This window comes from Mesorhizobium sp. WSM4822, from assembly GCF_055811155.1.
Map to the genome: position 1 here is coordinate 50,239 of NZ_JBVVQM010000012.1, position 21,946 is coordinate 72,184.

General features: G+C 60.4%; 17 protein-coding genes and 4 pseudogenes. 6 read left to right on the forward strand and 15 right to left on the reverse strand.

The annotated features are described in order from the left end of the window. Nucleotides 1–224 precede the first annotated feature (224 nt). From AC0L3E_RS25240 to AC0L3E_RS25260, 5 genes and pseudogenes are all read right to left on the reverse strand, one after another. The gene (locus AC0L3E_RS25240) at nt 225–944 is read right to left on the reverse strand and encodes a chemotaxis protein CheB (protein ID WP_245470334.1); all 720 of its coding nucleotides are present in this window, start codon (nt 942–944) and stop codon (nt 225–227) included. Nucleotides 945–951: 7 nt separating this feature from the next. Further along, entirely contained in the window at nt 952–1,275 is a 324-nt protein-coding gene (locus AC0L3E_RS25245; RefSeq protein ID WP_245470335.1) for a chemotaxis protein CheB, read from the reverse strand. A 135-nt stretch (nt 1,276–1,410) separates the two neighbouring features. Beyond that, entirely contained in the window at nt 1,411–2,379 is a 969-nt protein-coding gene (locus AC0L3E_RS25250) for a manganese catalase family protein (RefSeq protein WP_127332300.1), read from the reverse strand. Nucleotides 2,380–2,477: 98 nt separating this feature from the next. Further along, a complete protein-coding gene (locus AC0L3E_RS25255; RefSeq protein WP_473605863.1) occupies nt 2,478–3,032 on the reverse strand; it encodes a M20/M25/M40 family metallo-hydrolase in 555 nt (184 codons plus the stop codon). 26 nt (nt 3,033–3,058) lie between these two features. Continuing rightward, nucleotides 3,059–3,226 (reverse strand): annotated as a pseudogene (locus AC0L3E_RS25260) (cytochrome c oxidase subunit I); the annotation flags it as partial. Nucleotides 3,227–3,381: 155 nt separating this feature from the next. Here AC0L3E_RS25260 and AC0L3E_RS25265 point away from each other — a divergent pair. Both AC0L3E_RS25265 and AC0L3E_RS25270 read left to right on the forward strand, forming a co-directional pair. After that, entirely contained in the window at nt 3,382–3,552 is a 171-nt protein-coding gene (locus AC0L3E_RS25265; protein WP_127321693.1) for a hypothetical protein, read from the forward strand. A gap of 1 nt (nt 3,553) precedes the next feature. Continuing rightward, complete coding sequence (locus AC0L3E_RS25270) at nt 3,554–4,360, forward strand: DUF2243 domain-containing protein (protein ID WP_473605865.1); 807 nt, start codon at nt 3,554–3,556, stop codon at nt 4,358–4,360. Between the two features lie 930 nt (nt 4,361–5,290). Here the strand turns inward: AC0L3E_RS25270 and AC0L3E_RS25275 are convergent. After that, nucleotides 5,291–5,742 (reverse strand): annotated as a pseudogene (locus AC0L3E_RS25275) (NADP-dependent phosphogluconate dehydrogenase); the annotation flags it as partial. 342 nt (nt 5,743–6,084) lie between these two features. Here AC0L3E_RS25275 and AC0L3E_RS25280 point away from each other — a divergent pair. Next, complete coding sequence (locus tag AC0L3E_RS25280) at nt 6,085–7,320, forward strand: peptidoglycan-binding domain-containing protein (RefSeq protein WP_164898689.1); 1,236 nt, start codon at nt 6,085–6,087, stop codon at nt 7,318–7,320. Continuing rightward, nucleotides 7,317–8,274: pseudogene (locus tag AC0L3E_RS25285) on the forward strand (serine hydrolase domain-containing protein). The gene AC0L3E_RS25280 and the pseudogene AC0L3E_RS25285 overlap by 4 nt, the downstream one beginning before the upstream one ends. A 333-nt stretch (nt 8,275–8,607) precedes the next feature. Here AC0L3E_RS25285 and AC0L3E_RS25290 read toward each other — a convergent pair. The 9 genes and pseudogenes from AC0L3E_RS25290 to AC0L3E_RS25330 all read right to left on the reverse strand — a co-directional run bounded on the left by AC0L3E_RS25290 (nt 8,608) and on the right by AC0L3E_RS25330 (nt 17,527). Continuing rightward, nucleotides 8,608–9,189, reverse strand: a complete 582-nt coding sequence (locus tag AC0L3E_RS25290; RefSeq protein ID WP_473605866.1) for a hypothetical protein — start codon at nt 9,187–9,189, stop codon at nt 8,608–8,610. Nucleotides 9,190–9,249: 60 nt separating this feature from the next. Then, nucleotides 9,250–9,762 carry an OmpA family protein gene (locus tag AC0L3E_RS25295; RefSeq protein ID WP_127332134.1) on the reverse strand — a complete coding sequence of 171 codons (513 nt, stop codon included), beginning with the start codon at nt 9,760–9,762 and terminating at the stop codon, nt 9,250–9,252. Nucleotides 9,763–9,772: 10 nt separating this feature from the next. Further along, complete coding sequence (locus AC0L3E_RS25300; protein ID WP_128308789.1) at nt 9,773–10,432, reverse strand: L,D-transpeptidase; 660 nt, start codon at nt 10,430–10,432, stop codon at nt 9,773–9,775. A gap of 172 nt (nt 10,433–10,604) precedes the next feature. Beyond that, nucleotides 10,605–11,108 (reverse strand): hypothetical protein, encoded by a 504-nt coding sequence (locus AC0L3E_RS25305; protein WP_128308788.1) that lies wholly within the window; start codon nt 11,106–11,108, stop codon nt 10,605–10,607. Between the two features lie 285 nt (nt 11,109–11,393). Beyond that, nucleotides 11,394–11,492, reverse strand: a pseudogene (locus AC0L3E_RS25310) (integrase); the annotation flags it as partial. A 260-nt stretch (nt 11,493–11,752) separates the two neighbouring features. Continuing rightward, nucleotides 11,753–13,693, reverse strand: coding sequence for a CHASE2 domain-containing protein (locus AC0L3E_RS25315; RefSeq protein ID WP_473605868.1), 1,941 nt, complete (start codon nt 13,691–13,693; stop codon nt 11,753–11,755). A gap of 87 nt (nt 13,694–13,780) precedes the next feature. Next, on the reverse strand, nt 13,781–14,506 hold the full coding sequence (locus tag AC0L3E_RS25320) for a FecR domain-containing protein (RefSeq protein WP_189526157.1): 726 nt from the start codon (nt 14,504–14,506) through the stop codon (nt 13,781–13,783). An 89-nt stretch (nt 14,507–14,595) separates the two neighbouring features. Then, on the reverse strand, nt 14,596–15,810 hold the full coding sequence (locus tag AC0L3E_RS25325) for a tetratricopeptide repeat protein (protein WP_236383282.1): 1,215 nt from the start codon (nt 15,808–15,810) through the stop codon (nt 14,596–14,598). A gap of 529 nt (nt 15,811–16,339) precedes the next feature. After that, nucleotides 16,340–17,527: a magnesium transporter gene (locus tag AC0L3E_RS25330; RefSeq protein ID WP_127332122.1), complete on the reverse strand. Its 1,188-nt coding sequence runs from the start codon at nt 17,525–17,527 to the stop codon at nt 16,340–16,342. A gap of 795 nt (nt 17,528–18,322) precedes the next feature. Between AC0L3E_RS25330 and AC0L3E_RS25335 the strand changes: the two genes are divergently transcribed. Together AC0L3E_RS25335 and AC0L3E_RS25340 are read left to right on the forward strand one after the other, a co-directional pair. Next, entirely contained in the window at nt 18,323–19,384 is a 1,062-nt protein-coding gene (locus tag AC0L3E_RS25335; protein ID WP_127807746.1) for an aromatic ring-hydroxylating oxygenase subunit alpha, read from the forward strand. 457 nt (nt 19,385–19,841) lie between these two features. Then, nucleotides 19,842–21,635 carry a PAS domain S-box protein gene (locus AC0L3E_RS25340; RefSeq protein ID WP_128309167.1) on the forward strand — a complete coding sequence of 598 codons (1,794 nt, stop codon included), beginning with the start codon at nt 19,842–19,844 and terminating at the stop codon, nt 21,633–21,635. Nucleotides 21,636–21,946: the final 311 nt, after the last annotated feature.

The following is a 21,946-nucleotide window of genomic DNA, read 5'->3' on the forward strand; positions in this document are numbered from 1 at the left end:
GAGATGGTTCGGAATTTCTGTTGAACGCCCTCGCGACGTCCGTGACGCTAATGTGACGTAATATCGTTGTTGCCGCCGGCATTGAAGGATATTTGAAGAATGACTCATGTTGACCACCCTTGCTGTCTCTGTGGGGGATCATGGTCTCCGGCAAGTGACGCCGCCAAGCCGGTACCGTGAGCCCGGACCGAGATGAGCTCATGGTTGTCGGGGCGTGTGTTTTGTCACGGCCTTCGACGATGGATAAATTCTTCAACAAGTTTCGCGTCGGCTTCGTGTTCCGCGGCCCGCGTAGCCATTTGGCTGGCCAAGCTATGTCTTTCCCGAGCGGCTTCGCGTTTCGCCGTCCGTTTCGCCAACTCGGCCCGCTGCTGGTGCGCTCTTAGAAGACTCCAAAGGGCCTGTTCCGCATCGTCCGCCTGGGCCTGCATCAAAACGTCCGCTCCGAACGCATGTCCGGTGTGACAACGGTAACGGGTAATCGGCCCGTCTTCGATCTCCCAAAGCGGTCCGTGACATTCGGGGCAGACAAATGTCGAGGGGGTGCCAAGCTGGCGTTCTGTCTGTTCCATTGTGCTGTGCTCCTGAGCAGCGATCGCAGCCTCAAGGCGGATGACAGGCGGGATTTCTGGTGTCGGCCCTGCGAGTTCGGAAGCAAGCCTGCGCAACAGGCCAGCCATTTCGGACAGGGCGACGCAATGGTCGACTTCCACATTCTGCAAGGCGCTCAGCGGCATATCGGGTACTGCAGCATCGTCGGGATCTTGGACCACGCTGACCCCTCCGCAAGTCTTGATGGCGCGCAAGCCGGCGGTCCCGTCGGAGAGGCTGCCCGTGAGCACGACACCAATCACGCTGCCGCCAAAGCTGCAGGCCGCTGATCGAAAAAGGGGATCGATGGCAGGGCGCGCCAAATTCTCCCGCGGCCCGCGCCGCAGCAGCATGTGATCATCATGTAAAAAGCAGGTGAGCTCCGGGCGGTGCAACGAAGATGTGCCCGTTTTTAACCTTCGTGCCGCTGGCGGCATTCGCTACGGGCACGCTTGCAGCGCGACCGAGAATGTCGCCGAGGTAACTCGTGAGGCCGACGTGCTGTACGATGAGGAGGGCCGCCGGAATGTCCGGCGAAATATCCCGGACAAGTCTCTTCAGCGCGTCGAGCCCCCCCGCCGAGGCTCCGATTGCGACAATGCAACGGTTCTCGCAACCGTAGGCACGGACCTTCTCCGACTGTCCCGCATGCTCCGACTCGGATCGTGGTGCGGCGGTGGCCATTTGTGCTTCACCCACTTTTCACCAATAGCGAGCACTCCGGCCAGTCCGCTGCTGCCACTCGGATGCCCCTGCTTTCGTCCTTAGCTTCTTGATCATCGCCGAACATAGTTGCCCCGCAATGATGTCAGCTCTAAACTAACGCTTACGTGCGCGTTTGACAGCAGCCTCTGCCACGGCGGGGGCCTCCTGAATGCTTGCCGAGCCGCCAAAATCCGCGTTCTTGGTTCGGCCAGCTCCCGGGCCCGCACCTAAATCAGCGCCTGTGACCGGATCGGAGGCCGGATCAGAAAGAGTACGGTCGGCCATCTTGGCCACCACCTTCATGTCTCTGGCGCCCATCTTGACGGTTGCCAAGCCGTCTCCGCCGTCGACGGGCATCACCTCTTCAAGGTCATCGATCCGATCCCACTCTTCGCCGGAATTCCATGGACCATTGGTGTCGCCGTCACCTTGAGAGGTGTTGACGTACATGCTGGCGTACTTCTCGATGCCTGGGAGCTTGCCTGACGGGAAATTGTTTTCGATGGCGTAGAGTGCTTTCTCAAACGATTTTTGGTGAGCGATCTCGCGTGTCATCAGGAAGCCGAGCGCGTCCTTGATGCCCGGATCATCGGTGATGTTGATGAGGCGTTCGTAAACGATCTTGGCGCGCGCTTCAGCGGCGATATTCGACCGCAAATCCACGGTAGGTTCACCGCGTGAGTCGACGTAGGCCGCGGTCCAGGGAACGCCGGCTGAGTCGCACAGCGCGGGAGCACCGCCGAACAGGATCGATTCCTTGGCTGTGGTACCGCTGGCGCCGATCATCAGATAAAGGTCCGCTTCTTTCATCTGGCCTTCGGCAAGTTGTGCCTTGAGGCCCTTGTTCAGCATGGTGACGATCGATCCCACCACCTCAAGGTGGCTGAGTTCTTCAGTGGCTATGTCGAGCAACATGTCGCGACGGCCAAGATCATCCTCGCCAAGGCCTTGCGTGAAATAGCGCATCGCCGCCGCAAGCTCACCATCGGCGCCACCGAATTGTTCCATGATCATGCAGGCCAGGCGGGGATTAGGCTCCGAAACGCGGACGGTGTATTGCAGGCGCTTGTTGTGCATGAACATCGGCAGTCCTCCAGGGGGTTGGCTTGCCCAACATCCGCCTGCGAGGATTGTTCCATATTGCATCGAGTGACGCAGTGGATCCGCGAGGCCATGGCGCGCTATGGGGTGAAATCCGTGTCGGGACGCACATCGCGGCAAAACGCGCACACTAGTTCGATCGTCGCTTCGATGTCGGCGAGACACAAAACCTCGGATGGGGTATGCATGTAGCGTAGAGGCACGGACAAGAGTCCCGTGGCGGCACCTCCCCGGCTAGTTTGCAGGAGGCGGGCATCGGTCGGGCTTTTGTCTCCGTAGGCCTGCAACTGATACGGAAGACCCCTACGATCCGCGGCTCCTTTGAGAAGGTCGAACACTACGGGGTTGGTGCTTGGGCCTTGCGAGAGTCCGGGACCTTTCCCAAGGTCCAACTTACCTTGGTCTTCTGCCCTGGCGAGCGGGTAATCCATGGCCACCCCCATGTCTACCGCAAGCGCAACATGCGGGGCGAGATTGAAGGCTGCTGTCTGGGCGCCTCTTGATCCTATCTCCTCCTGAACCGTTCCCAACACGTATACGCCCACCTCGGGATGCAGGCCGCCATCCTCTTTGAGCCGCCTTACGATTTCCGTGCCAATAAAGAGGCCGGCCTTATTGTCGAAAGCGCGTGCCATCGCGCGATCACCAAGAAGCATCGTGAAGCTTGCATGCCCACCGACAAGAGCATGCCGATGACCCCCGCGATGAAGGCGAAGATCAGGTAGAGCGTTCCGATATCCTTGTGGTTTGTCGAAGACAGCCAGCGGGTGATGCCCCGCGGCTTGTGGTCTCCGCGGCTGCTCGGAGCCGCCGCCGAATATTCACTCATGAGCGTTCTCCGCTTCAGCCAGTTTCCAACAGGGCATCCGAACCATGATGTCAGTTGATTGTTCCTCCCCAGAACGCCCGACGCGAGGGAACATACGGCAGAAGCCAAGGTTCGGGTCGGGCGCGGCGTGCCCGCGGTTGAAGGATCGACATTCCATGCTGGCAGTCATTGCTGGGACTTTGGTTCTGACGACAGTGGTCGGCGGGCTGATTACGGCCTTCTGGATCGAGGCCCGTCATGATCTCCACGACCCGACGGCGGACAGGGCGATGCACCTGGAGCTGCTAACCAGACTTGGCTCTCCGGCTTCGGCGGAGTCGTCCTGATATGGACACCATCACCGCGAAACTCCATCCGGGAACGAGAGTCGGCTGGCTTCTGCTCGGCTTCGCCCTGGGCGGTTTCTTCGACGGCATCGTCCTGCACCAGATTCTGCAATGGCATCATCTTCTCTCGGGCCTCGCCGACCCGGCGGGTTCCGACCTGCGCTTCCAGATCATGGCCGACGGCCTCTTCCACTTGTTCATGTACGTGTTCGCCGTTGCCGGCACGGTGCTACTGGTGGCGGCGAGGGCAGCAGGCGGGCGGGCCGGAACGACGACCGAGATCCTTCGGCTAGCCTTCATCGGGTTCGGCGTCTGGCATCTGGTGGACGCCATTGTGTTCCATTGGCTGCTCGGCCTGCATCGGATCAAGATGAACAGCGACATGCCGCTCGCCTGGGATATTGGGTGGCTGGTCATCTTCGGAATCGTGCCGCTGCTGTTGGCGCTGGTGCTGCCCAACCGCGATGGACCGGCACGCGGTGCCTCGGCGGCTCTGACCAGCATCGTCCTGCTTGCAGGACTGGCTGCGGGCGCCGGCCCGCTCTTCAACGGTGCCGCCACTTCCGTCATCGTCTTTCGAGCTGGGATGCAACCGGACGCGATGATGCGGGCGGTTCAAGCCGCCGACACCGACCTCAAGTGGGTCGACGCCAGCGGCACCATCTGGGCGGTCGATAGGGTCTCATGGCGCGGGTTGATGACCCTGCACGCGCGCGGCGCCCTGGTCGTCGGCACAACGCCTGTCATTGCCGGATGCCTCGCCTGGACCGATGCCGCTGGTGCGAGCAGTCGCTCCGGCCAGCAGTGAGGCATCCTAGCCCGCTTCCGGAAGGTGGCGGGCTTTTTGTCGGCCGATTGCCACGACTGGTCGAAGGCAAAGAGTGGTACATTGCGGATTGGCAAAGGGTAGATCGAAGAAGAAGAGCTATCAGAAGCCCGCATTCACGAAACGTGAGCGGCTGTCGTCGGTGACGGCTTCGCGCAGCTCATCCGGGGTCTCCGGGATTATCGATTATCAAGAGAATTGCAGCTTGGAAGCCCGCTGCTGAAAGGTGGCGGGCTTTTTAGTGCATTAGTGGAACCTGACATGTCGAGGCAGGTTGGAAACGGCGGCAGCGTCCCCCGCTGCCGGGCCGAGGCCCCAAGCCTTGGCCGGGTCCGCCTCTGCCCGCCAGTAGGGGCGGACCCACTGCAACCTCCGAAAAGGAAGTTTGGATCGCTCTCGATTTCCCTGGCCGAGGATAACACCGGGAAGGCCCGTTACTGCTCCCTCAGTGGCGGGTTTTTCAATGGCAGGCCGGTGAAGCATCACGTCCCGGTTCTCAGCAACCCGTAATGCTACCCTGAATTGCTGGATTTCGCTGCCCTTTGGCATCGCAGACCGTGCATATCAGATCGAGACGGGAGCCAGCCCCAGAACGGGCCAGCTCTGCCAGGATCTCGGTCGGCACTGCGGTGTCGGAAAGGTCGAAGACATAGCCAGCCATCCCACATGAAGTCGAACAGACCGGAAAGGGTTGCTGTACGGTTTTTTGCCAAATGGCGCGAAGCTGATCACGGACGGTGGAACAAAATCGCGCTGTCAAACTTCGGCCGTTGCACTGTTCCCATTCAGTGCTTTCCCCATGAGAACTGCCCGCTGGCCTGGCGGCCGGCGGGCTTTTTTATGTCATGTGCTGCGCGACGGTCGGACCCTATTCGTTTGAACGGCCGCTTCGGTGGCTCAGAGACAAAACGGGTAGCTGTCGAAATAGGCAAGCGCCGACGACAGCGCCGGCACCGGCGAGCCGGCTTCGGCCGCCCTTGCCACGACACGCCGAAGCGACGGGTGTTCCTCCTGCATCAAGGAAACGAAAGCCGACGCCATCAACAGGTTGGTGGCTGCGGCCCCAGTGCCGAATGCTTCTGCCATCGTATCCAGCAGTTGCGAACAGATGATGCAGCCGGCCCGCCAGATCTCGGCGATGACCGGCATCGGCAGGTTCCGGTTGAATTTTTTCGACGCGCCGCTCATCACCGCGAAGCCTTGGGCATAGGCGGCGATCGTGCCGGCAAACAGCGCCAACTCGAGATCCCCAACCGGGCGTCCCTGTCGCCGGAGATTTTGCCCACGCCGCGGCCACAGGACTTTTCGGCGACCAGCCGCTCGTCCTTGATCGACGACAGCACGCGCGCCGCCACCGCCCCCTCAGAACCTGACCGACCATCGCTGCGCCAACTACCGCAACCCTGCCGCTGGAGACCTTTATGGCTGGGAGTTGAAAGATGGGAGAGAGCTGAGTGTCCGGGTGGATGGTCCGCTCGCATGCTCTCGGCGCTGAAAGTTGCAGGCTGCCGCGCCGATAGCGGAGATTGCTGACAGGCGATTCGCCAGATCAGAATCAAGCTCGCCTTCCGTCATCCACTCTTTGGATGATAAAAGGTGCTGGGAGACGAGAAGGTCGGTTAACAAGGCGAACTGAAATTCGCCGAAGATCGGAGAATGTGCATGTCGAAGACCGATGCAGTCAACGCATGCGGTGAAGTCGCCAAATGATAGGCGGTTGTTTCAGGCCGCGGGCGGGCGGTTGGCTTGCCATTGCGCTCCTGGCCCTCTTGCCTGACGGTCCGGCCTTCGCTTTTGAAAGCCCGGATGAAGTTGGCGCAGCTAATCCCCTGAACTGCGGAGCACCTGACGATTATTCCGGGTCGAGCGAACGGGTCAGCAACTTCAGCATCAGCGACAAGCGTCAACCCGTCGGTCCGGTCTTTCGGCAAACTAGAAGCAACGTTCCTGATCGTAGGGTTGCGCTTCTACAGAGCGTACTCACGGACAGATCTGTTTACGCCTCAGCGATTGATGGAGTGTTTGGTTCGCAGACAGCCAGCGCTGTGAAGTCCTTCCAGAGCACATATGGAATACCCGTTGACGGCACAGTGGGGATGCAGACCGGCATTGCACTCGGGCTGCCGTTTTGGGAGGCGAACAAAGCGCGCAGTCTAGCCCCGCCATTTCGCGACGATGCGAAATATCCTGAAGGTACTGAATTCAACTTCAGAAGTCTGGTCGGGATTGGCAATTTCTTTAGCAGCCTACCGGACGCTGCCTATAGTTCCTCAAATGCGCTTACTCGGAGGGCCCTTCGAACAAACAATCCCGGCGCCATCAACATCTCGAAATGGCAGCGAGACAGCATGAGAGGATATGTAGGTTGCACTCTGCCAGACCGGTACGGCAACCAAACTGCCATTTATGAAACCCCAGAGCATGGGGTAGCTGCTTGGGGTTTTCTCCTCCGCAAGATCTATTTCCAGGGAAACAAGGCTAAGGTCACCGTCGGCGACGTTGTGGATAAGTATAGAGGCCACAATTCCCGCGATCCTTATATTGACGGATATAAGAAATATTCGGATGGCGAATTGGTCGAATATTATGAAATCGACCTGTATAGCAATCGTGAACTGGCGCGGCTGGCTATTGCCGCCTACTCGCACGAACTCGGCTCCTGGTATCCTCTCACGGACAAACAGCTTCTGGCAGGCTTTTCAATTACTGATGATTATATTGACTCTGGCGTCAATGACGAAGTCATCGTGTCTTCTGAAGAGATGAATCCGGATCTCTATGTAAAACATCCTGATAGCGAAGGTCCGGCACAGTCGACGGGCTTAACCGCGGCTCAGTTGAGAACGGCGATGCAAAAGTACAGGCCGGCCTACAGGAGCTCGTCGATGCAGAGGATGGACCTCCCGGCGCGATCGCCACGCTCTACCGCGCCGGCCGCATGACCGTACTCACAGCGGGGCGCGCCGATGTCATATCGGGTGAGGCGCTGGGGGTCGATCAATATATGCGCATCGCCAGCATCTCAAAAGCATTCAACGGCGCCATTGCCCTGCACCTCGTCCAGAAGGGCCGGCTCGGCCTCGACGACACCATCGGCCAGCACCTGCCTGATCTGCCGGCGGCATGGTCGGGCCGTCACGGTCCGCCAGATGCTGAACCACACCAGCGGCCTGCCCGACTACTTGCAGTCCAAGGGCTTGGCCGAGCAGGTCGCGACAAATCCTCAAGGCTACGTGCAGCCCATTGAGATCATCGGCTGGGTTCGCAACGACCCGCTCGAGCTTACGCCCGGCACCCAGTATACCTACTCCAACACGGACAACGTCGTCGTCGGGCTGATCGCCGAGGCGGTCACAGGAACGCCCTACGGGACGCTGCTGAAGAACATCGCGTTTGGTCCTGCCGCCCTCGCCCGGACGAGTTTCCCGACGCGCGACATCGCGCTGCCTGCGCCCGCCATCCACGGCTATGTCGTCGCGCCCGGATCCGAGCCGAAAGACGTCACGACCTTCGTCAGCCCAAGCGGTGCGTGGGCGTCGGGCGCGATGGTGTCGACGCCTGATGATTTGTCGACGTTCATACGGGCAGATCTCGGACTGAAGTTCTTCGGCGCTGTCGAGCAGATTGAACAGATGAAGTTCGTGGCCGGCAATTCCAGTCCGCCCGGACCCGGGACGAACGATGCCGGTCTCGGACTGTTCCGCTACACCACGCCGTGCGGTGTCGTTTATGGCCACACAGGCAGTTTCCCGGGCTACACGCAGTGGGCGGCGTCAACCGCCGACGGGACGCGCTCGGTCACCACCACGCTGAACATCGCTGAGCCGGCTGGCGCTTTGATCGAACGCTTGCGGGAGGTTCAGGCTCAGTCGGTCTGCGCTTTGTTGGGGCACTGACGCGTAAGCTTTCGCGGGATGACGGACCCCAACATATTTGCTAATTTGCTAATTTGAGTTTCGAGCAATCCTTGATCTACCCTACCACGACATGTCCGCGAGTTTGATTGATGCCTCTTCGCAAGGCGCTGTCTCAGTGGTTCGACGCAGTACGTCGCGTGTCCATCTGTCTTGCAATCAGTGCCTTCATGGTCGGACCGAGCCTTAGCCAGACGGTCCCCGAGCAGATCGATTCGGTGGTTTCGGATCAGAACGAGATCATCCGACGCTATTCCGCTCCGCGGAAGCCCACCGGCGCCGTCGCAACGACGGCACCCTCGCCAATCGTCACCGTCATGTCGGCGCCGATGACCGCGAAAAACGCCGTGATCTCGTGGAAATGCGAGCCGGAACCGCCGCGCCGTCCGCAAGCACGACATGCAGAAAGATGACGGCGAACTGATAGGCGGCCAGCTCGCGGGTTTCGTTGCCGCGGCTTGCGCCCGGCGTGACGTGCGTGGCCAATTCATCCGGGCCGAGTTCTGCAAGCGGTGCTCCGCTGTCGGCCTCTACGACCTCGAGCTTCTCGAATCGGACATTGCCGCCGGTGACGTTCGTCACTGCAAGTTCGTAGACGATGTGAAGCCTGCCGTCGGAGCCTGGAACCACATGCGGGGGAGCGATGATCTCCGCAACGAGTGGCGTGAGCTTCGGATTGTCGCTGGCCGCGTGCACCCCGGATGGAAATGTTGCCAACAACAGCACAAAGGTCGAAAGGAGCCAAATTGGAACCCGCATTCGAACGCGCCCTCCTGTGCACACGCTGACTTTGCGACGTGAGGTTACGACAATGAAGGCCGGGAGCCAAGGTGGCGTGCGGCACATGGAAGTTTCGCGGACCTGGGCAACCGCGGCCTGAAGTGCTATCGTCGGCATGTCTGCTTTACGGGGACAAAGCTGCCTACGGCCTCCGATGACAGGCAAAACAGCTGCCCCCTACGACTCGTCCCTCTCATCGCGCAAATTAGACACAACGCGGCGGTTCTGCGACCTGCAGGCGGCGTCGGGGCAGTCGCGGACGAGCCTGTCCTTGCCGTAGCCCTTGGCCCACATGCGATTGCGGTCTATGCCGCCCGCGGCGAGGTAGTCCATCACCGCATCGGCGCGCTGCTGCGACAGCGCCGTTTCACTTGCGCCGGGATCGTCGGCGAAACCCTGCAGCTTGAGCAGCCAGCGCGGATGCTTTGCTAACCAGGCGATCTGGGTGTCGAGGGTGGCCTTGGCGACAGAATCGAGCGCAACCGAACCTTGTGTGAAATAGGTGCGGCGGCCGACATTGAGGATAAAATCCTCCTCGCTGCCCGGCTGCACGTTCTGGAAGCCGGCAATCTCGGCGTTGGTGACGTCTGGCGTGGAAGGGGCCAGCGTGTTGCTGGTCGAGCAGGATGCGACAAACACCAGCAGGCTGGCAGCGAGCAGCCGGCGCGTGTTTTCAATCATGCGGTTCATCAGGCGCCAATCATTCGACAGTTGTGGAAGCGGGCGCCTGGTCGGCGATGTGCGGCAGCACCTCCACCGCGGTGCCGATCGGGCACCGCTGGTAGAGGTCGATGATGTCTTCCGGGAACATGCGGATGCAGCCGCTGGAAGCGTCGGTGCCGATGCTCCATGGCTCCAGGGTGCCATGCAGGCGGTAGCCGATGTCGGCGCCGTCGCGGTACAGATAGAGCGCGCGCGGCCCGAGCGGATTGTTGGACGCGCCGCCTGCGACCATCGGCGGTAGGTCCGGCTTGCGCTTACGCATTTCGGGGGGCGGGACCCATCGCGGCCACAGCGCGCGGCGGTCGATCGTCGCGCGGCCGTACCATTTGAAGCCGTCCTTGCCTACGCCGACGCCGTAGCGGATGGCGGTCTTGTTTTCCATGATGAGGTAGAGGAAGTGGTGGCGGGTATCGACCACGACGGTGCCGACCGGCTCGCTGCTGAAATATTTGACGATCTGGCGATGCCACCTTTTGTCGATCTTGGTGAAGTTGGTCTTGCGATAGACAAAATTGTTGTCGCTGGCGGTACCGGCGAAAAAGGATTTCTCCGTCGCGGCTCGAACAATATTGCCGGTTGCACCGACCGCGACCAGCGCCAGGCCGCCGAGCGCCACACCCCTGCGTGATAAAACCATCGGCAATCCCCCATGCCTTAAGTCTGGCGGACCTTAGTTGAGAATGATTTCGCCTCAAAGTGGAAAATGCTGCAGCGGGCCGGATGCGACCCGAAGCCGGACCTTCGATACGCCTCGGATTCACGGGCCGAAGCCAATCCTTGCGACTTCGAGCCTCGAACCTGCCACGCAGTCAGAAGCCGTATAAAGCGATGGCGATTCCGAAGACGATGACGACCAAAATGCCGATGAAGGTCGGTGCGGTTACGATGAAAGCTGCCGGGACCAGGTATAGGTTGCGCCAAGCTAGCGTTGCCGTAACGATCGCGATGATGGGGGAGACCACGAAATAGACCGGGGTACCCCAGTCGTCACCGCCAAAGTCGAGCCCTTGCTCAGCGACCGAAGGCAGCATCGAAAACCAGCCCAGCATGATGCTGCCGGCTAACGCCAGGTTAGTGCCGCGAAGATCGCCTCGAAGAGCCAGCACAAAGGCCGCCATGGCCGCAATCGTCTGGAGCCCGCCTGTCATGGCCGCTGTCCATCCGGCCATCCCGGAGCCCGGGTTTGACACGCCCATGAACACATAGGCTACCAACGACAGACCCAGATACGCCTGCAGCGCCGCCGTTAGAAAGAGAAGCGGCCATACTGCCTTTTCCGCCGCTGATTTGTCTTGCTGCTCCCCGCTTGCCATGTTCTGGTCTCCAAATTCTGGGGCTGCCTCGCCTATCCTGCGGCCTGGTCGGAGCCTGTCTGAAGAAGCGGCTCTCTGCGGGGAGTTCTCACCCGGAGGAGGCGTTTTGCAACCTCACTCCCACGCGAGTCTGGTTCAAAGCGTCTTCAGCAACTATGTCCACATATAGGATCGCAGGAGTTCGCCTCAACGACCGAAACAAGGCGCTTAGCATACGCGGCTCCACTCGGAAATGGAGCTGCATCTGTAGGTTTCCGTAGCCTCAGCAGTTCCAGGGCATCTTCTACCGCGTCGCTCCAGCCATGCGAGAAGGCTGGAGCGTGCGTCGCTCATCAACTCGAACTGAACAGGTCGGCCGGTGTTCTGTTGGATGACCGCTGCGCGCCGGCAGACGGTTGATGAGCGTGGGACCGCAACTAGAATGGCAGCTTTCAGGAATAGATGGGCTACTTTCAGCTCCGGTATTTTGCGGCCGACCAAATTGGCCTAATCCTGCAGGCGTGCGAGACGCCCGCCGTCAAAAACAACGGCTGCGCAGGCCGGATGCCGCCTGATGGCACCTAGGCCCTCCCCAGCGGTCTTAGTTCACGATGCAGGACGGCACCCCTGCGATCGGCTGAATCTGGTCAGCGTGTGCTTCGGGTTCAGGGCGCAAAATCAGGCGGTGTCATTTGCACGGATGGCGGCGAACCAACCACCGCGCCAGGGGCGCCAGATTGTTGGATCTCTACTTCGCGGCTCACACCTTGGTGAGCAGCTTGCATCTCCGGAACAGTGAAAACCGGCACCTCGCCCTTGAAACCCTGGAGCTCAAAGGCGCCCGCCTGGACGACCGGCATCGATGCTCCTGCCGCAAAGCCGGGTCCGAGCACCAGGGGGATGCCCAGCTTCTTGGTCGTGGACTCTAGACGTGCCACGCGGTTCACCGGGGAGCCGATTGCGGTGTAATCGAAGCGTCGTTCGGAGCCGAAATTGCCTACCGAGCAGATGCCGGTCTCGATGGCGACGCCGATTTCGATCGAGCGATGGCCATCCGCAGTGAAGGCGGCATCTTCGCGCTTCACCCGCTCGATCAGGGCAAGACCCGCGTCGAGCGCACGCTCGCGATGATCGGGTTGATCAAGCGGCGCGTTCCAGAAGGCCAGCACCGCATCGCCCATGAACTTGTCGATGGTGCCGTCGCGCTTGAGTATCTCATCGGTCGCAATACCAAGGAAATGGTTGACTACCTTGGCGATCTCATGGGTATCGAGCTGTTCGCTCATCGTCGTGAAGCCGCGTATGTCGCTGATCAGGATTGTGATCTCGCGCTTCTCGCCAGACAGGATTGCCTCGGTGTCCGAGCTTGCGAGGCGCTGCACCACGGAGGGCGACAGATATTGGGAGAACTGTCGCGCCAAGGTGGACCGGCGCTGCTCGCTGCGCCTGTAGAGGACATAGCCTTCGAAGCCCGCAACCATGATCGTTGCAAGCGCCGGCTGCAGCGGGTCATAGAGTGCACCCTGCATGCTGTACTCGAGAGCGCCGAACACAAACGGCGTGACGGCCAGCAGCGCCAGTGCGAGGGCGCCAAGCACGACACGCCCGGCGAGCACTCCGGACAGCCCGATGAAAACGACGGCACTGAGGAGAAACCAGAGCCGCTCAAGCATACGCGCGTGCGTTGGCTCGGCCAGGTAGCGCCCGGCAAGCATCTGGCCAACCGCATCGGCGTGGATGTCCGCTCCTGATCGTGCTGGACTCCTTGGCGTGGGCAGGTACTGCGTCAGTCCCACAGCCGACAGGTCGACAATGGCGATGGCGTCGCGCAGCCGCGGATCGCCATGGCCCGAGAGGATAGTGCTGGCAGACAGGCGGGGCGCATCGGTGGCGGTTTGCCAGAGGCGGATGCTCCCCTCCGGCTCGAGCGGCACAATGGCGCCGGCCATCCTGAGTGCGTCGAACCCGGCTGCATTCATCCGGGCTATGTACCCGTCCTGTCCAGCGTAAAGGCGCAGGAGCTCGAGTGCGAAGGACGGCCACAGCTGCACGCCTTGAGCGGTGTTGCGAAGCCAGAGCAGCGGCACATGGCGCAGTACGCCGTCGGGATCGGGCAAGGTGCGAATCACGCCAAGGCCCGCGGCAGTGTTCGAGAATTCGGCAAGCGAGCCGGTCAAGCCGGTGAAGCCGGGAAGTGTATCGGGTACTTGCCCGACGATCGACCAGCCGGCTTTGGGTTCTGCTTCTGAAACTGTCGCCTCATTGCCTAGGCTGACGGCAAGCGCCGTTCGATTTTTGGCCAGCGCCGCTGCTAAGTGCTTGTCTCCGGCGATGCCTTCAGGCGAGTTGTCGGCCTCGGGGAGTACCAGCGCAAGCCCGACCGCCGCGCCGGATTCGGTGATGCCATCGACCAGATCGGCCAAGAGGCCACGATTCCAGGGCCATCGCCCATGTGCCTTGAGGCTGGCGTCATCTATCGAGACGATCACGACAGGATTGCTCGTCGTCTGGCGTGGGGCGAGAAACTGATAGAAGTCGTACGTCCGCTCACGCAGACGCGACAACGGTGCGTCAAAAGCCAAATGGCAAGCGAGCAGCAGGAGCACGACCACAAGGCCGGATATTTTGCGCCTGCCAGCTTGCCGCCAATCAGCCCAGGGACTACCGACCAAGCGGCTCATCGTGGGGCCAGTCTAATCGCAGTAGTAACAGCAACGCTCACCCTCACACTCGCCCCTCCGCCCCCCGCTGCCCGCAGGTGGCATTGGGCTGTCAGGGAATTCCAAGACCACTCCTGGCAATGCGCCGTCCGTGGACCCGCAGACTTCGAGCGAGCCGCCGAGTGCCGATGCACAAATTGCGCTTACGTCCAACCCAGGACCCGGTGCCCCTGGCAGGCCGGTGCCCGCTATCCGGTCAATACTGTCCAATATCGGGAAGGTGTCGATGCCACCGTAGCCGGTCAGCAGCTTGCCATCTGCCGACGTGCAGGCGTAGCCCGGGTTTGTGATGACCAGCCGTTTGCCACTGATCGTGCAGGTCATGCGGCCGGCGCGCAATATGCCGACAGTCTGGCCGGCTGCCACCAGCACTTCGATGATGCCGCCTCTCGCCCCGAGCACCATGTGCGGCGTCGCAACCTGCATGACGCCCCCTTTAGAAACCTGGCCGCCATAAAAACGTGCCAGGCCGCTGTTCATCCCGATATCGATCTTTCCGGAACCGGAGCCCGGATTGTAGACGAATTCATCGATTGTCAGGCTGGTGTTCGGACCAATCTTGGCGCTCGATTCATCCCGGAACACCAGCATTCCAAGACCGGTGGGGTCACTGCGCAACTGGTCGCCGAGTTCGACGCCAGCACCAACGTTCATTGTCCCACCGTTGTTGCGGACGATGTTGGTCTGATAGGCTGTCATCGACCCGACTGTCTCAGCGGCGGATGGTACCGTGAAAGCAAGGCAGGCGATAAAAAGAGCGATCTGACGGTACCTCATCGAGGCCTCTTTCAATTGAGCGTCAACGTATAGCTCATGAGCATTTCGAACGATTTTCGGTCGCGGTTGGCGATGGCGAAAGTGGTTTCTCGATAGGCGAGATCAACGCTGATCTTCTGGGCTTCAGTCAGCTGAAAATCGCTTTCCGAGGCAATGCGCCAGAAGTCGCTCTTAATATTTGTGCCGATGCCGACCGAGAGATCGGGAATGTCGCTGTGGCCGGCCGAGAAGGCGATCTGGTGTGACCATGCGAAAAGATCCGGTACGTTCATCAACAGGCCGCCATAGCGGACCTCGCCTGAGTAGCTGCGGCCGATTTCTCCAGATCCGGAAGCGAAGTCGTTCGAGCCGACAAAGCGCAGTCCGAGCGCCTGGCCATTGCGGAAGCGGTAGCTGCCGCCTGCCTCATAGAAGACCCTGCTGTCGGCGAAAATGCCTTGCGAGGCGCTTAGATCGATGTAGCCGCCACCGGCGAAGAGCGTCGTTTCGACCGTCGGTCGAACGAGGAAACGTCCACCAAGGCCAATGCCGGTTTCCTGAATATCGCTGTCGAAACGGTCTGTAACGGTAAATGCGGAGAGCAGCAGGCGAAGCGAATCGATCCCACTATTGGGCAGCCCCTTGTCCCAGGTAATCGCTGCGTTGCCGTGGACAAAAGTCTTATCGCTACCCGGAACCGACAGGTCTTCCGTGAAAAAACGCTCTGTCGCCGTCAACGACCCTGAAAGCACCAGCGCGTCGGCACTTGGCGTGCCGAGGTCCCACCGGACAAAGCCTTCCGCCCGCCCGTAGGGCGAGACGAAGCTTTCCTCGTCCTGCGCCCCGCCCGGCGCAAAATTGGTGAATGCGCTGAGTACGCCGCCGGTCAGGGCGAGTTCCCAGGTGACGCCACGCAACGCACGATCGATCCGGCCGAGGAGGCGAACAGCTTCCTGCTGCTCACCCGCGGTCAGACCACCGACTTCGATGCCGTACTGCACCTGCCGCCGGGCCAATTCATAGGAGCCGACATGATAGTACAACCGGCTGGCGGCAAGCCGGGCGCGCGCATCGCGGGGGTATTGGATCAGATACTGCTCGATTGAGGAGATCGCCTGATCGTATTGGCCCGCGTTGACCGCAACCGTGACGAATTGGGCGAGCGTTCCATTGTCGGCCGGACTGGCGATGCGGGCCGAAAACGCATCGTCATAGGCCGTAAAAAGACCTTGTGCGCCGGCCGGCAATACCCCGCTAAAAAGCAGCGCTGCGGCGAAGCCGAAAATCGTGCGAGACGAAGATTGCATGCCGAGAACCCACCCCGACCGGACTAGTGCGAAGGAATCGCATGACTACAAGAAAAAAGGCGACTGAACTGCCACCAGATCACGCGAGCCTCAGCAGCTGTTGCAGCTGCGCAACAAGCTAACAGGCTTATTCCTATTTTTGGCTGCGCTGGTCGCAAAAACGTCTGCTTGGAGTTGCTGGACGTAATTGAAGGATTCGGCACCAGTAGCAAACAACCAGATCCTGAGTGGCGGATCGCAAACCGACGAGGTTAATATTGCTTGCGCGATTCTGCGCGTGTTCTGGTCACTGAATAGGCTTCAAGGTCATCCACGGCCTATCCAAAGGTCTTCCGGCGCGTTGCGCAAGGGGTCAGAGAGCTGCCGGAGGGTGCTTCTCACGATGCGTGCGCGATGCGGCCTGGCTCTCGCAATTCGCTGAACGCGACGAGATCAGCTTGTTGCCCCAATTTCCCAGGAACGTACCTCGCTACAGCACGAGTATGGTGGCCAGCCCCAGCATCAGGCCCATGCCTACAATATCGGTCAAGGTGGTGAGGAAGATCGCCGAAGCGACCGCCGGGTCGGCGCCGACCCGGCGCAGGCCCAACGGGATCAGCACGCCGGAGATTCCAGACATGAGGCACGATCCGGACATGGCAAGCAGGATCACAAGTGCTAACATGGGCGCTTGGGCCGCCGACTCCGGTTGCCTCGAGGCGTAGAACCACATCGCCGCAGCCGCAAGAAGGCCGACAAGCAAGCCGTTGGCGATCCCGAGCGCGCCCTCTCTCACCACCAAGTGCAGCTTCGGTCGTTTGTCCACATCCCCCAGCGCAAGGCCACGCAGCGTCATAGCCAGTGCTTGGCAGCCCGTGTTTCCGCTCTGCCCGGCCAAGACCGGGAGGAATGCCGCCAGCGTGACGATCTTCTCGATGGTTCCTGTGAACGAACTGACCACGAATGCGGCCATGAAGGCCGTCAGGAGGTTCAACTGCAGCCACGGATGACGCTTCAAGAAGGCTGAAAACAGCGGCGTGAAAGAGCGCTCCTCCTTCTGGACACCTACCATTTGGCCAGACTGAGCGGAAATCTCAATGACTTGCTGCTCGAACAAGCGCCAGCCGCGAACCTGCCCGAGCAGCCGGTTCTCCGCGTCCACCACCGGATAGACAGGGTAGTGACGCCGTACCGCTGCCTTGCAGGCGTTGCTCAAAGAGAGACCTACATCAAGAGCGAACGGCTTGGGCAGCATGATCTGGTCGACAATGGCGTCCGGTTCGCTCAGCATCAGATCGCGCAGGACCACCAGGCCAACCAGTTTATTGCCCTCGTCCGTGACGTAGAGATAAGTGAGTTCGGTCGGCACCTGGGCGCGTCTGACAGCTTCCACCGAGGCAGCAACCGTCGTCCCGACAGGAACGCTGGCGGAAATCGGGTCCATTACCTCGACAAGCGACTCGGGGATCGCGAAATCCTCGCCATCGTCAGGGGGCCTGATGGGCCGCATATGCGATGGCAAATGCTCGGCCACCTTGCGGGCGTGCCCCTCTGGCAACAGCTCTAGTGTGTCGCGGATGAACTCGGGAGACTCTCTGGCCAGCAATTCAGCTGCGTCGTCGGGTGCTCGGGCACGCAGTGTGCGCACCAACTTTTGAACGCCGGTCTCATCTTTCATTCGCTATAACCCCCAGTTGAAGGTCACATAATATGTTAAGTACCGGATCGCACCAGTGTGGAAATACCCAGCTTCTTCCTGCCCCAGCAGTCCGCCTTGGCTCTCGAAGTTACTGCGGCCTAAAACGAGTTGACATACGCCGCCTGACGCAAGCGTCGACCCGGCAGACGCCATTTCACCTGGGTGATCCGGACCGGTCCGGAATTCCTGCCTGAGCGATCAATGGCCGTCCTGGGAAATGCATGTGGGCAATGGCGGGTTGGAGAATCTGATATCGTTGCGCATCGAGAGCTATGGCGCGGTCACTGATGTCTGCTTCTTGGAAGCGGCTGCTAATATCTCAATGACCGAGACGAAGCGCAAAGACGCCATTCGCAAAAGTCTGGTCAGACTGAATGTCTGAGATACGCTTAAGCCAACATCAGGATTCGGCGTGCCGAACGCTCGGCGGTAAGCTGCCGTTCTAGCTTGGCGTCCTCGGGCAAAGTTTCTCTCGTCAGCTCACGACTCCATCCCCCGTCGTTCGCCAGCGAACGGCACTATTCTGATACCCGCCGTCCACCAGGCGGACGACGAACTGGGCTCGAAGTCGACCTGGGACCTGTGCTGCGGTTAAGCATCCCACGTGATGATCGCGGTCGACAACTAGGTCGGCGAATTGGAAACGACCGCCACTCCAGCAAATCTGCTTTAGAGCAAAATTGCACGCCGGCTTACAGGCTGTGCGCAGCAGAGCCAATTCTCTTGCGATGCCGCCCCGCTTACGACAGGATTGCCGCAACTGGAGGTTAGCCTATGACGCCAGACCCCTTGCGGCCCGACCAGCTGCCACTCGACACTCCGCCTGTGCAATACCTGAACCTGGACCCGTCGCTTTATGTACGCGATGATATCTGGCAGCAGGAACGGTGCAGCATCTTCGCGCACACCTGGCAGTTCATGGGGCCTGTCGCCTCGGTCGCGACGTCCGGTCAATACCTTGCCATCGACATCGCCGGCACGCCGATCTTTGCCATCCGGGGCCGGGACGGGACCTTGCGCGGATTTAAGAACGTCTGCCGCCACCGGGGGGCGAAACTTCTGGCCGATGGCGCGGGCAAATGTGGGCTGATCGTTTGCCCCTATCACAAATGGTCCTTTGCCGACACCGGACGGCTGGTGCAGGCCCCATGGTATGGCAAGGATCCCGCGATCATCGCCGAAGACTGGCCGCTGGAGACGGTGCACTTGTCGGAATGGCGCGGGCTGCTCTTCGCGGCACTCGACCCGAAGGAAAGTCTTCTGGATCAACTTGGCTCTCTGCCCGACGAACTGGCGGACGAGCCGTTGGAGACCTATGCCGCCACCGATCAGGCCACCGTCAGCTTTACGGCGAACTGGAAGATCTACACCGACAATTTCGTCGAAGGCTACCACATCCCTGGCACACATCCCTCGTTCTACGCTGCCATCGACTTCGAAGCTTTCCAGACCACCGCCCATCCCGGTTATGTCCGGATGACCGCACCGCCGAAAGACGGTCTGTTCTATCGCGGCAAATGGCTTTGGATGTGGCCGAATTGGACGCTATCGCTTTTCGATGGCGGCATGAACGTTAGCCGGATCAACCCGACCTCACCGCATCACACAGACCAGCATTACCATTTCTTCTTTGCCGATATCGCTGCAGAAGCATCCGAGAGCAGGGCGAAATCTGTGCAAGGCACTCTGGCCGTGGTACGCGAGGACTACGCCATCTGCGCCGATACGCATCGCAACTATGCCGCAGGAGCCTATAGCTCCGGCCCGCTCTCGGGGCGGCATGAGCGGGGAGTGCAGTATTTCCAGGAACGTGTCGCTGCGGCACTGGGGCTGTGAGCGCCCCTGGCGTCCTTGTCCGCCGGATAGCTCGGCGCCGGCACGAGAGCCCTCCGGCCAGTCGAATAGGGCGGGCACGGTAAGACGAGTTACGAGCGTCGTGGCAATCGGAGCTCGCTCAATGCGGAGAGCAGATCGGCGCACGCGGCTTTGACGACCAAGTTTAGCAGGCTGGAGCTGATTGGCCCGATCGGCACCGATTCCGTGAGGCGCGGCTGCTGCTCCGGCAACCCCTGCGTTAAACCAGTCGCACGGCCGGCCGAGCACAGCTATCCGGTGATCTTCTGGCCCGGGCGATCAAGGTTTCGTGGTAAGCGACCAAGGACTTGGCATGAAGTCGCGTGCGATAAGAATGGTAAGCTGGCCGGCCGTGCAACACACCCGAAAACGGCGACTTTGGAACGATACCGGCACAAGCTACGTTACAGCTGGTTGAATTGATATCGGGGCCAGAAATATGAATGAACTGCCGCAGGCGAACGTTGTCGCCTTCAAGAACCCGGAAATGTCCGGCACTGACAGTCCGAATTTTGATTATCAGGATTTTTTCGAGAACGGCGCGGTTGCTCTCCATCTGGTGAGCGAGGATGGCATCATTCTGCACGCCAACACAGCTGAGCTCGACCTCCTCGGTTATCCCGCAGAAGACTATGTCGGCCGGCACATCGCCGACTTCTACCCCGACCGGCCGGTCATCGAGGACATTCTGGAACGCCTCACCAAGGGCGAAAAGATCGCGAGATATCCGGCGCGTCTGAGAGCCCGCGACGGAGCCATCAAGCATGTCGAAATCACCTCGAGCGGCCATTTTCGTGACGGCAAGCTAATCAACACCAGATGCTTCACAGTCGATGTGACCGACTTGGAGCGAGCCCGCACCGAACTGAGGCATCAAGACAATACTTATCACCAGATCCTCGACGCCCTTCCGGTCGCCATCTACACAACTGACCAAGACGGTACGATAACCTATTATAATCGCGCTGCTGCCGAGCTGGCAGGACGGGAGCCTAACGTCGGCAAGGACAAATGGTGCGTGACGTTCAAGCTGTTCACTGCCGACGGCAAGGAACTGCCCCACGACGAGTGCCCAATGGCGATCGCTCTCAACGAAAACCGGCCGGTCCGCAACCAGGAGGCCGTGGCGCAGCGACCGGACGGATCTTTTTTCCCGTTCCTGCCCTATCCCACGCCGCTGCGGGATGAGCACGGCACCCTGATAGGTGCCGTGAACATGCTATTGGACCTGACGGACCGCCAACGTGCCGAAGAGGCCAAGCAGCATCTGTCAGCGATTGTGGAATCCTCGTTCGACGCTATTGTCAGCAAGGATCTCAACACCATCATCAAGAGCTGGAACCAGGGCGCCGAACGGCTGTTCGGCTATACCGCTGACGAAGCGATCGGTCAGTCGGTGACGATGCTGATTCCGGATAACCACCAGGACGAGGAACCTCGTATCCTCGAACGCATTCGGCGTGGCGAACGCGTCGAACCGTTCGAAACCACACGGCAGCGCAGGGATGGCAGCCTGGTTCCGGTTTCGCTGGCGATATCGCCCGTGCGTAACGCAGCCGGGCAAATCGTCGGCGCGTCGAAGATTGCCCGGGACATCACGTTGGCGAGGGAAAGCGAGCAACGCATCCACATGCTGATGCGCGAGGTCAATCACCGGGTGAAAAACCAGTATTCAGTCATCCTGTCGATGATCCGTGAGACCAACAAGCGATCGGAGACGCCAAAGCAATTTGAATACCAGGTGCGCGAGCGCATCATGGCGCTGTCGCGCTCCCACGACCTGCTGGTTGCGGCGGACTGGAAGGGCGCCACGATCAGTGACCTTTTGGCGGCGCAAGCCCAGCCATTCCCACGGGGAGACGTTATCGCCATGTCGGGCCCATTGTTGGTCCTCAATGCCAATGCGGTGCAGTATCTCGGGATCGCTTTCCATGAACTGGCTACCAACTCGGCCAAATATGGCGTCCTCTCAGCGGATAAGGGCCAGATCTCAGTCATATGGACCATTACCGGGTCCGGTGCTTCGAGGCTCCTCCATCTCACCTGGGCTGAAACCGATGGGCCGGAAGTTCAGAGCATCGGACAGGGCGGCTTTGGAACCGTGGTATTGAAGCGGGTGGCACCTGCGGCAGTGGGGGGACAGGGAAAGCTTGAGCACGGCCCGCATGGGGTCACCTGGAGCTTGGAAGCCCCGTTGACCGCCGTGGAGCCGGCCGTTGCAAACAGGGGCTAGCCGTCAACGTTTCGACCTCGGCCGCCTTTGCCTTCATCTGTGGCGCCCTGGTCGGGCGGTCACCAGTAGATTCGCTTGCTGCGACCTTTATCGAGGCGGGAAACCCCAGTGTTGCCGCCCTGACCTTCAAATCGGTCATGTCGTCCCATGCCTGAGGCGACTTGTCACAAAAAGCCGGCGTTACTTCCGATGTTAGATCAGTCACCTGAGCTCGTTGTCATGGGCCGCGGGCTGACGGTCAGCTTCTTGCTTACTAGAAAGTGACCTGTTATCGCAGGCAGGCGAATGGATCTCTGCCTCGCCTTAGGTCC

Bases quoted from the DNA above. Each gene is read 5' to 3' on its own strand.
- AC0L3E_RS25240 (WP_245470334.1), bottom strand. From the start codon at position 944: ATGCTGCTGCGGCGCGGGCCGCGGGAGAATTTGGCGCGCCCTGCCATC.
- AC0L3E_RS25245 (WP_245470335.1), bottom strand. From the start codon at position 1,275: ATGGCCACCGCCGCACCACGATCCGAGTCGGAGCATGCGGGACAGTCG.
- AC0L3E_RS25250 (WP_127332300.1), bottom strand. From the start codon at position 2,379: ATGTTCATGCACAACAAGCGCCTGCAATACACCGTCCGCGTTTCGGAG.
- AC0L3E_RS25255 (WP_473605863.1), bottom strand. From the start codon at position 3,032: ATGGCACGCGCTTTCGACAATAAGGCCGGCCTCTTTATTGGCACGGAA.
- AC0L3E_RS25265 (WP_127321693.1), top strand. From the start codon at position 3,382: ATGCTGGCAGTCATTGCTGGGACTTTGGTTCTGACGACAGTGGTCGGC.
- AC0L3E_RS25270 (WP_473605865.1), top strand. From the start codon at position 3,554: ATGGACACCATCACCGCGAAACTCCATCCGGGAACGAGAGTCGGCTGG.
- AC0L3E_RS25280 (WP_164898689.1), top strand. From the start codon at position 6,085: ATGATAGGCGGTTGTTTCAGGCCGCGGGCGGGCGGTTGGCTTGCCATT.
- AC0L3E_RS25290 (WP_473605866.1), bottom strand. From the start codon at position 9,189: ATGCCGACGATAGCACTTCAGGCCGCGGTTGCCCAGGTCCGCGAAACT.
- AC0L3E_RS25295 (WP_127332134.1), bottom strand. From the start codon at position 9,762: ATGAACCGCATGATTGAAAACACGCGCCGGCTGCTCGCTGCCAGCCTG.
- AC0L3E_RS25300 (WP_128308789.1), bottom strand. From the start codon at position 10,432: ATGGTTTTATCACGCAGGGGTGTGGCGCTCGGCGGCCTGGCGCTGGTC.
- AC0L3E_RS25305 (WP_128308788.1), bottom strand. From the start codon at position 11,108: ATGGCAAGCGGGGAGCAGCAAGACAAATCAGCGGCGGAAAAGGCAGTA.
- AC0L3E_RS25320 (WP_189526157.1), bottom strand. From the start codon at position 14,506: ATGACAGCCTATCAGACCAACATCGTCCGCAACAACGGTGGGACAATG.
- AC0L3E_RS25330 (WP_127332122.1), bottom strand. From the start codon at position 17,527: ATGAAAGATGAGACCGGCGTTCAAAAGTTGGTGCGCACACTGCGTGCC.
- AC0L3E_RS25335 (WP_127807746.1), top strand. From the start codon at position 18,323: ATGACGCCAGACCCCTTGCGGCCCGACCAGCTGCCACTCGACACTCCG.
- AC0L3E_RS25340 (WP_128309167.1), top strand. From the start codon at position 19,842: ATGAATGAACTGCCGCAGGCGAACGTTGTCGCCTTCAAGAACCCGGAA.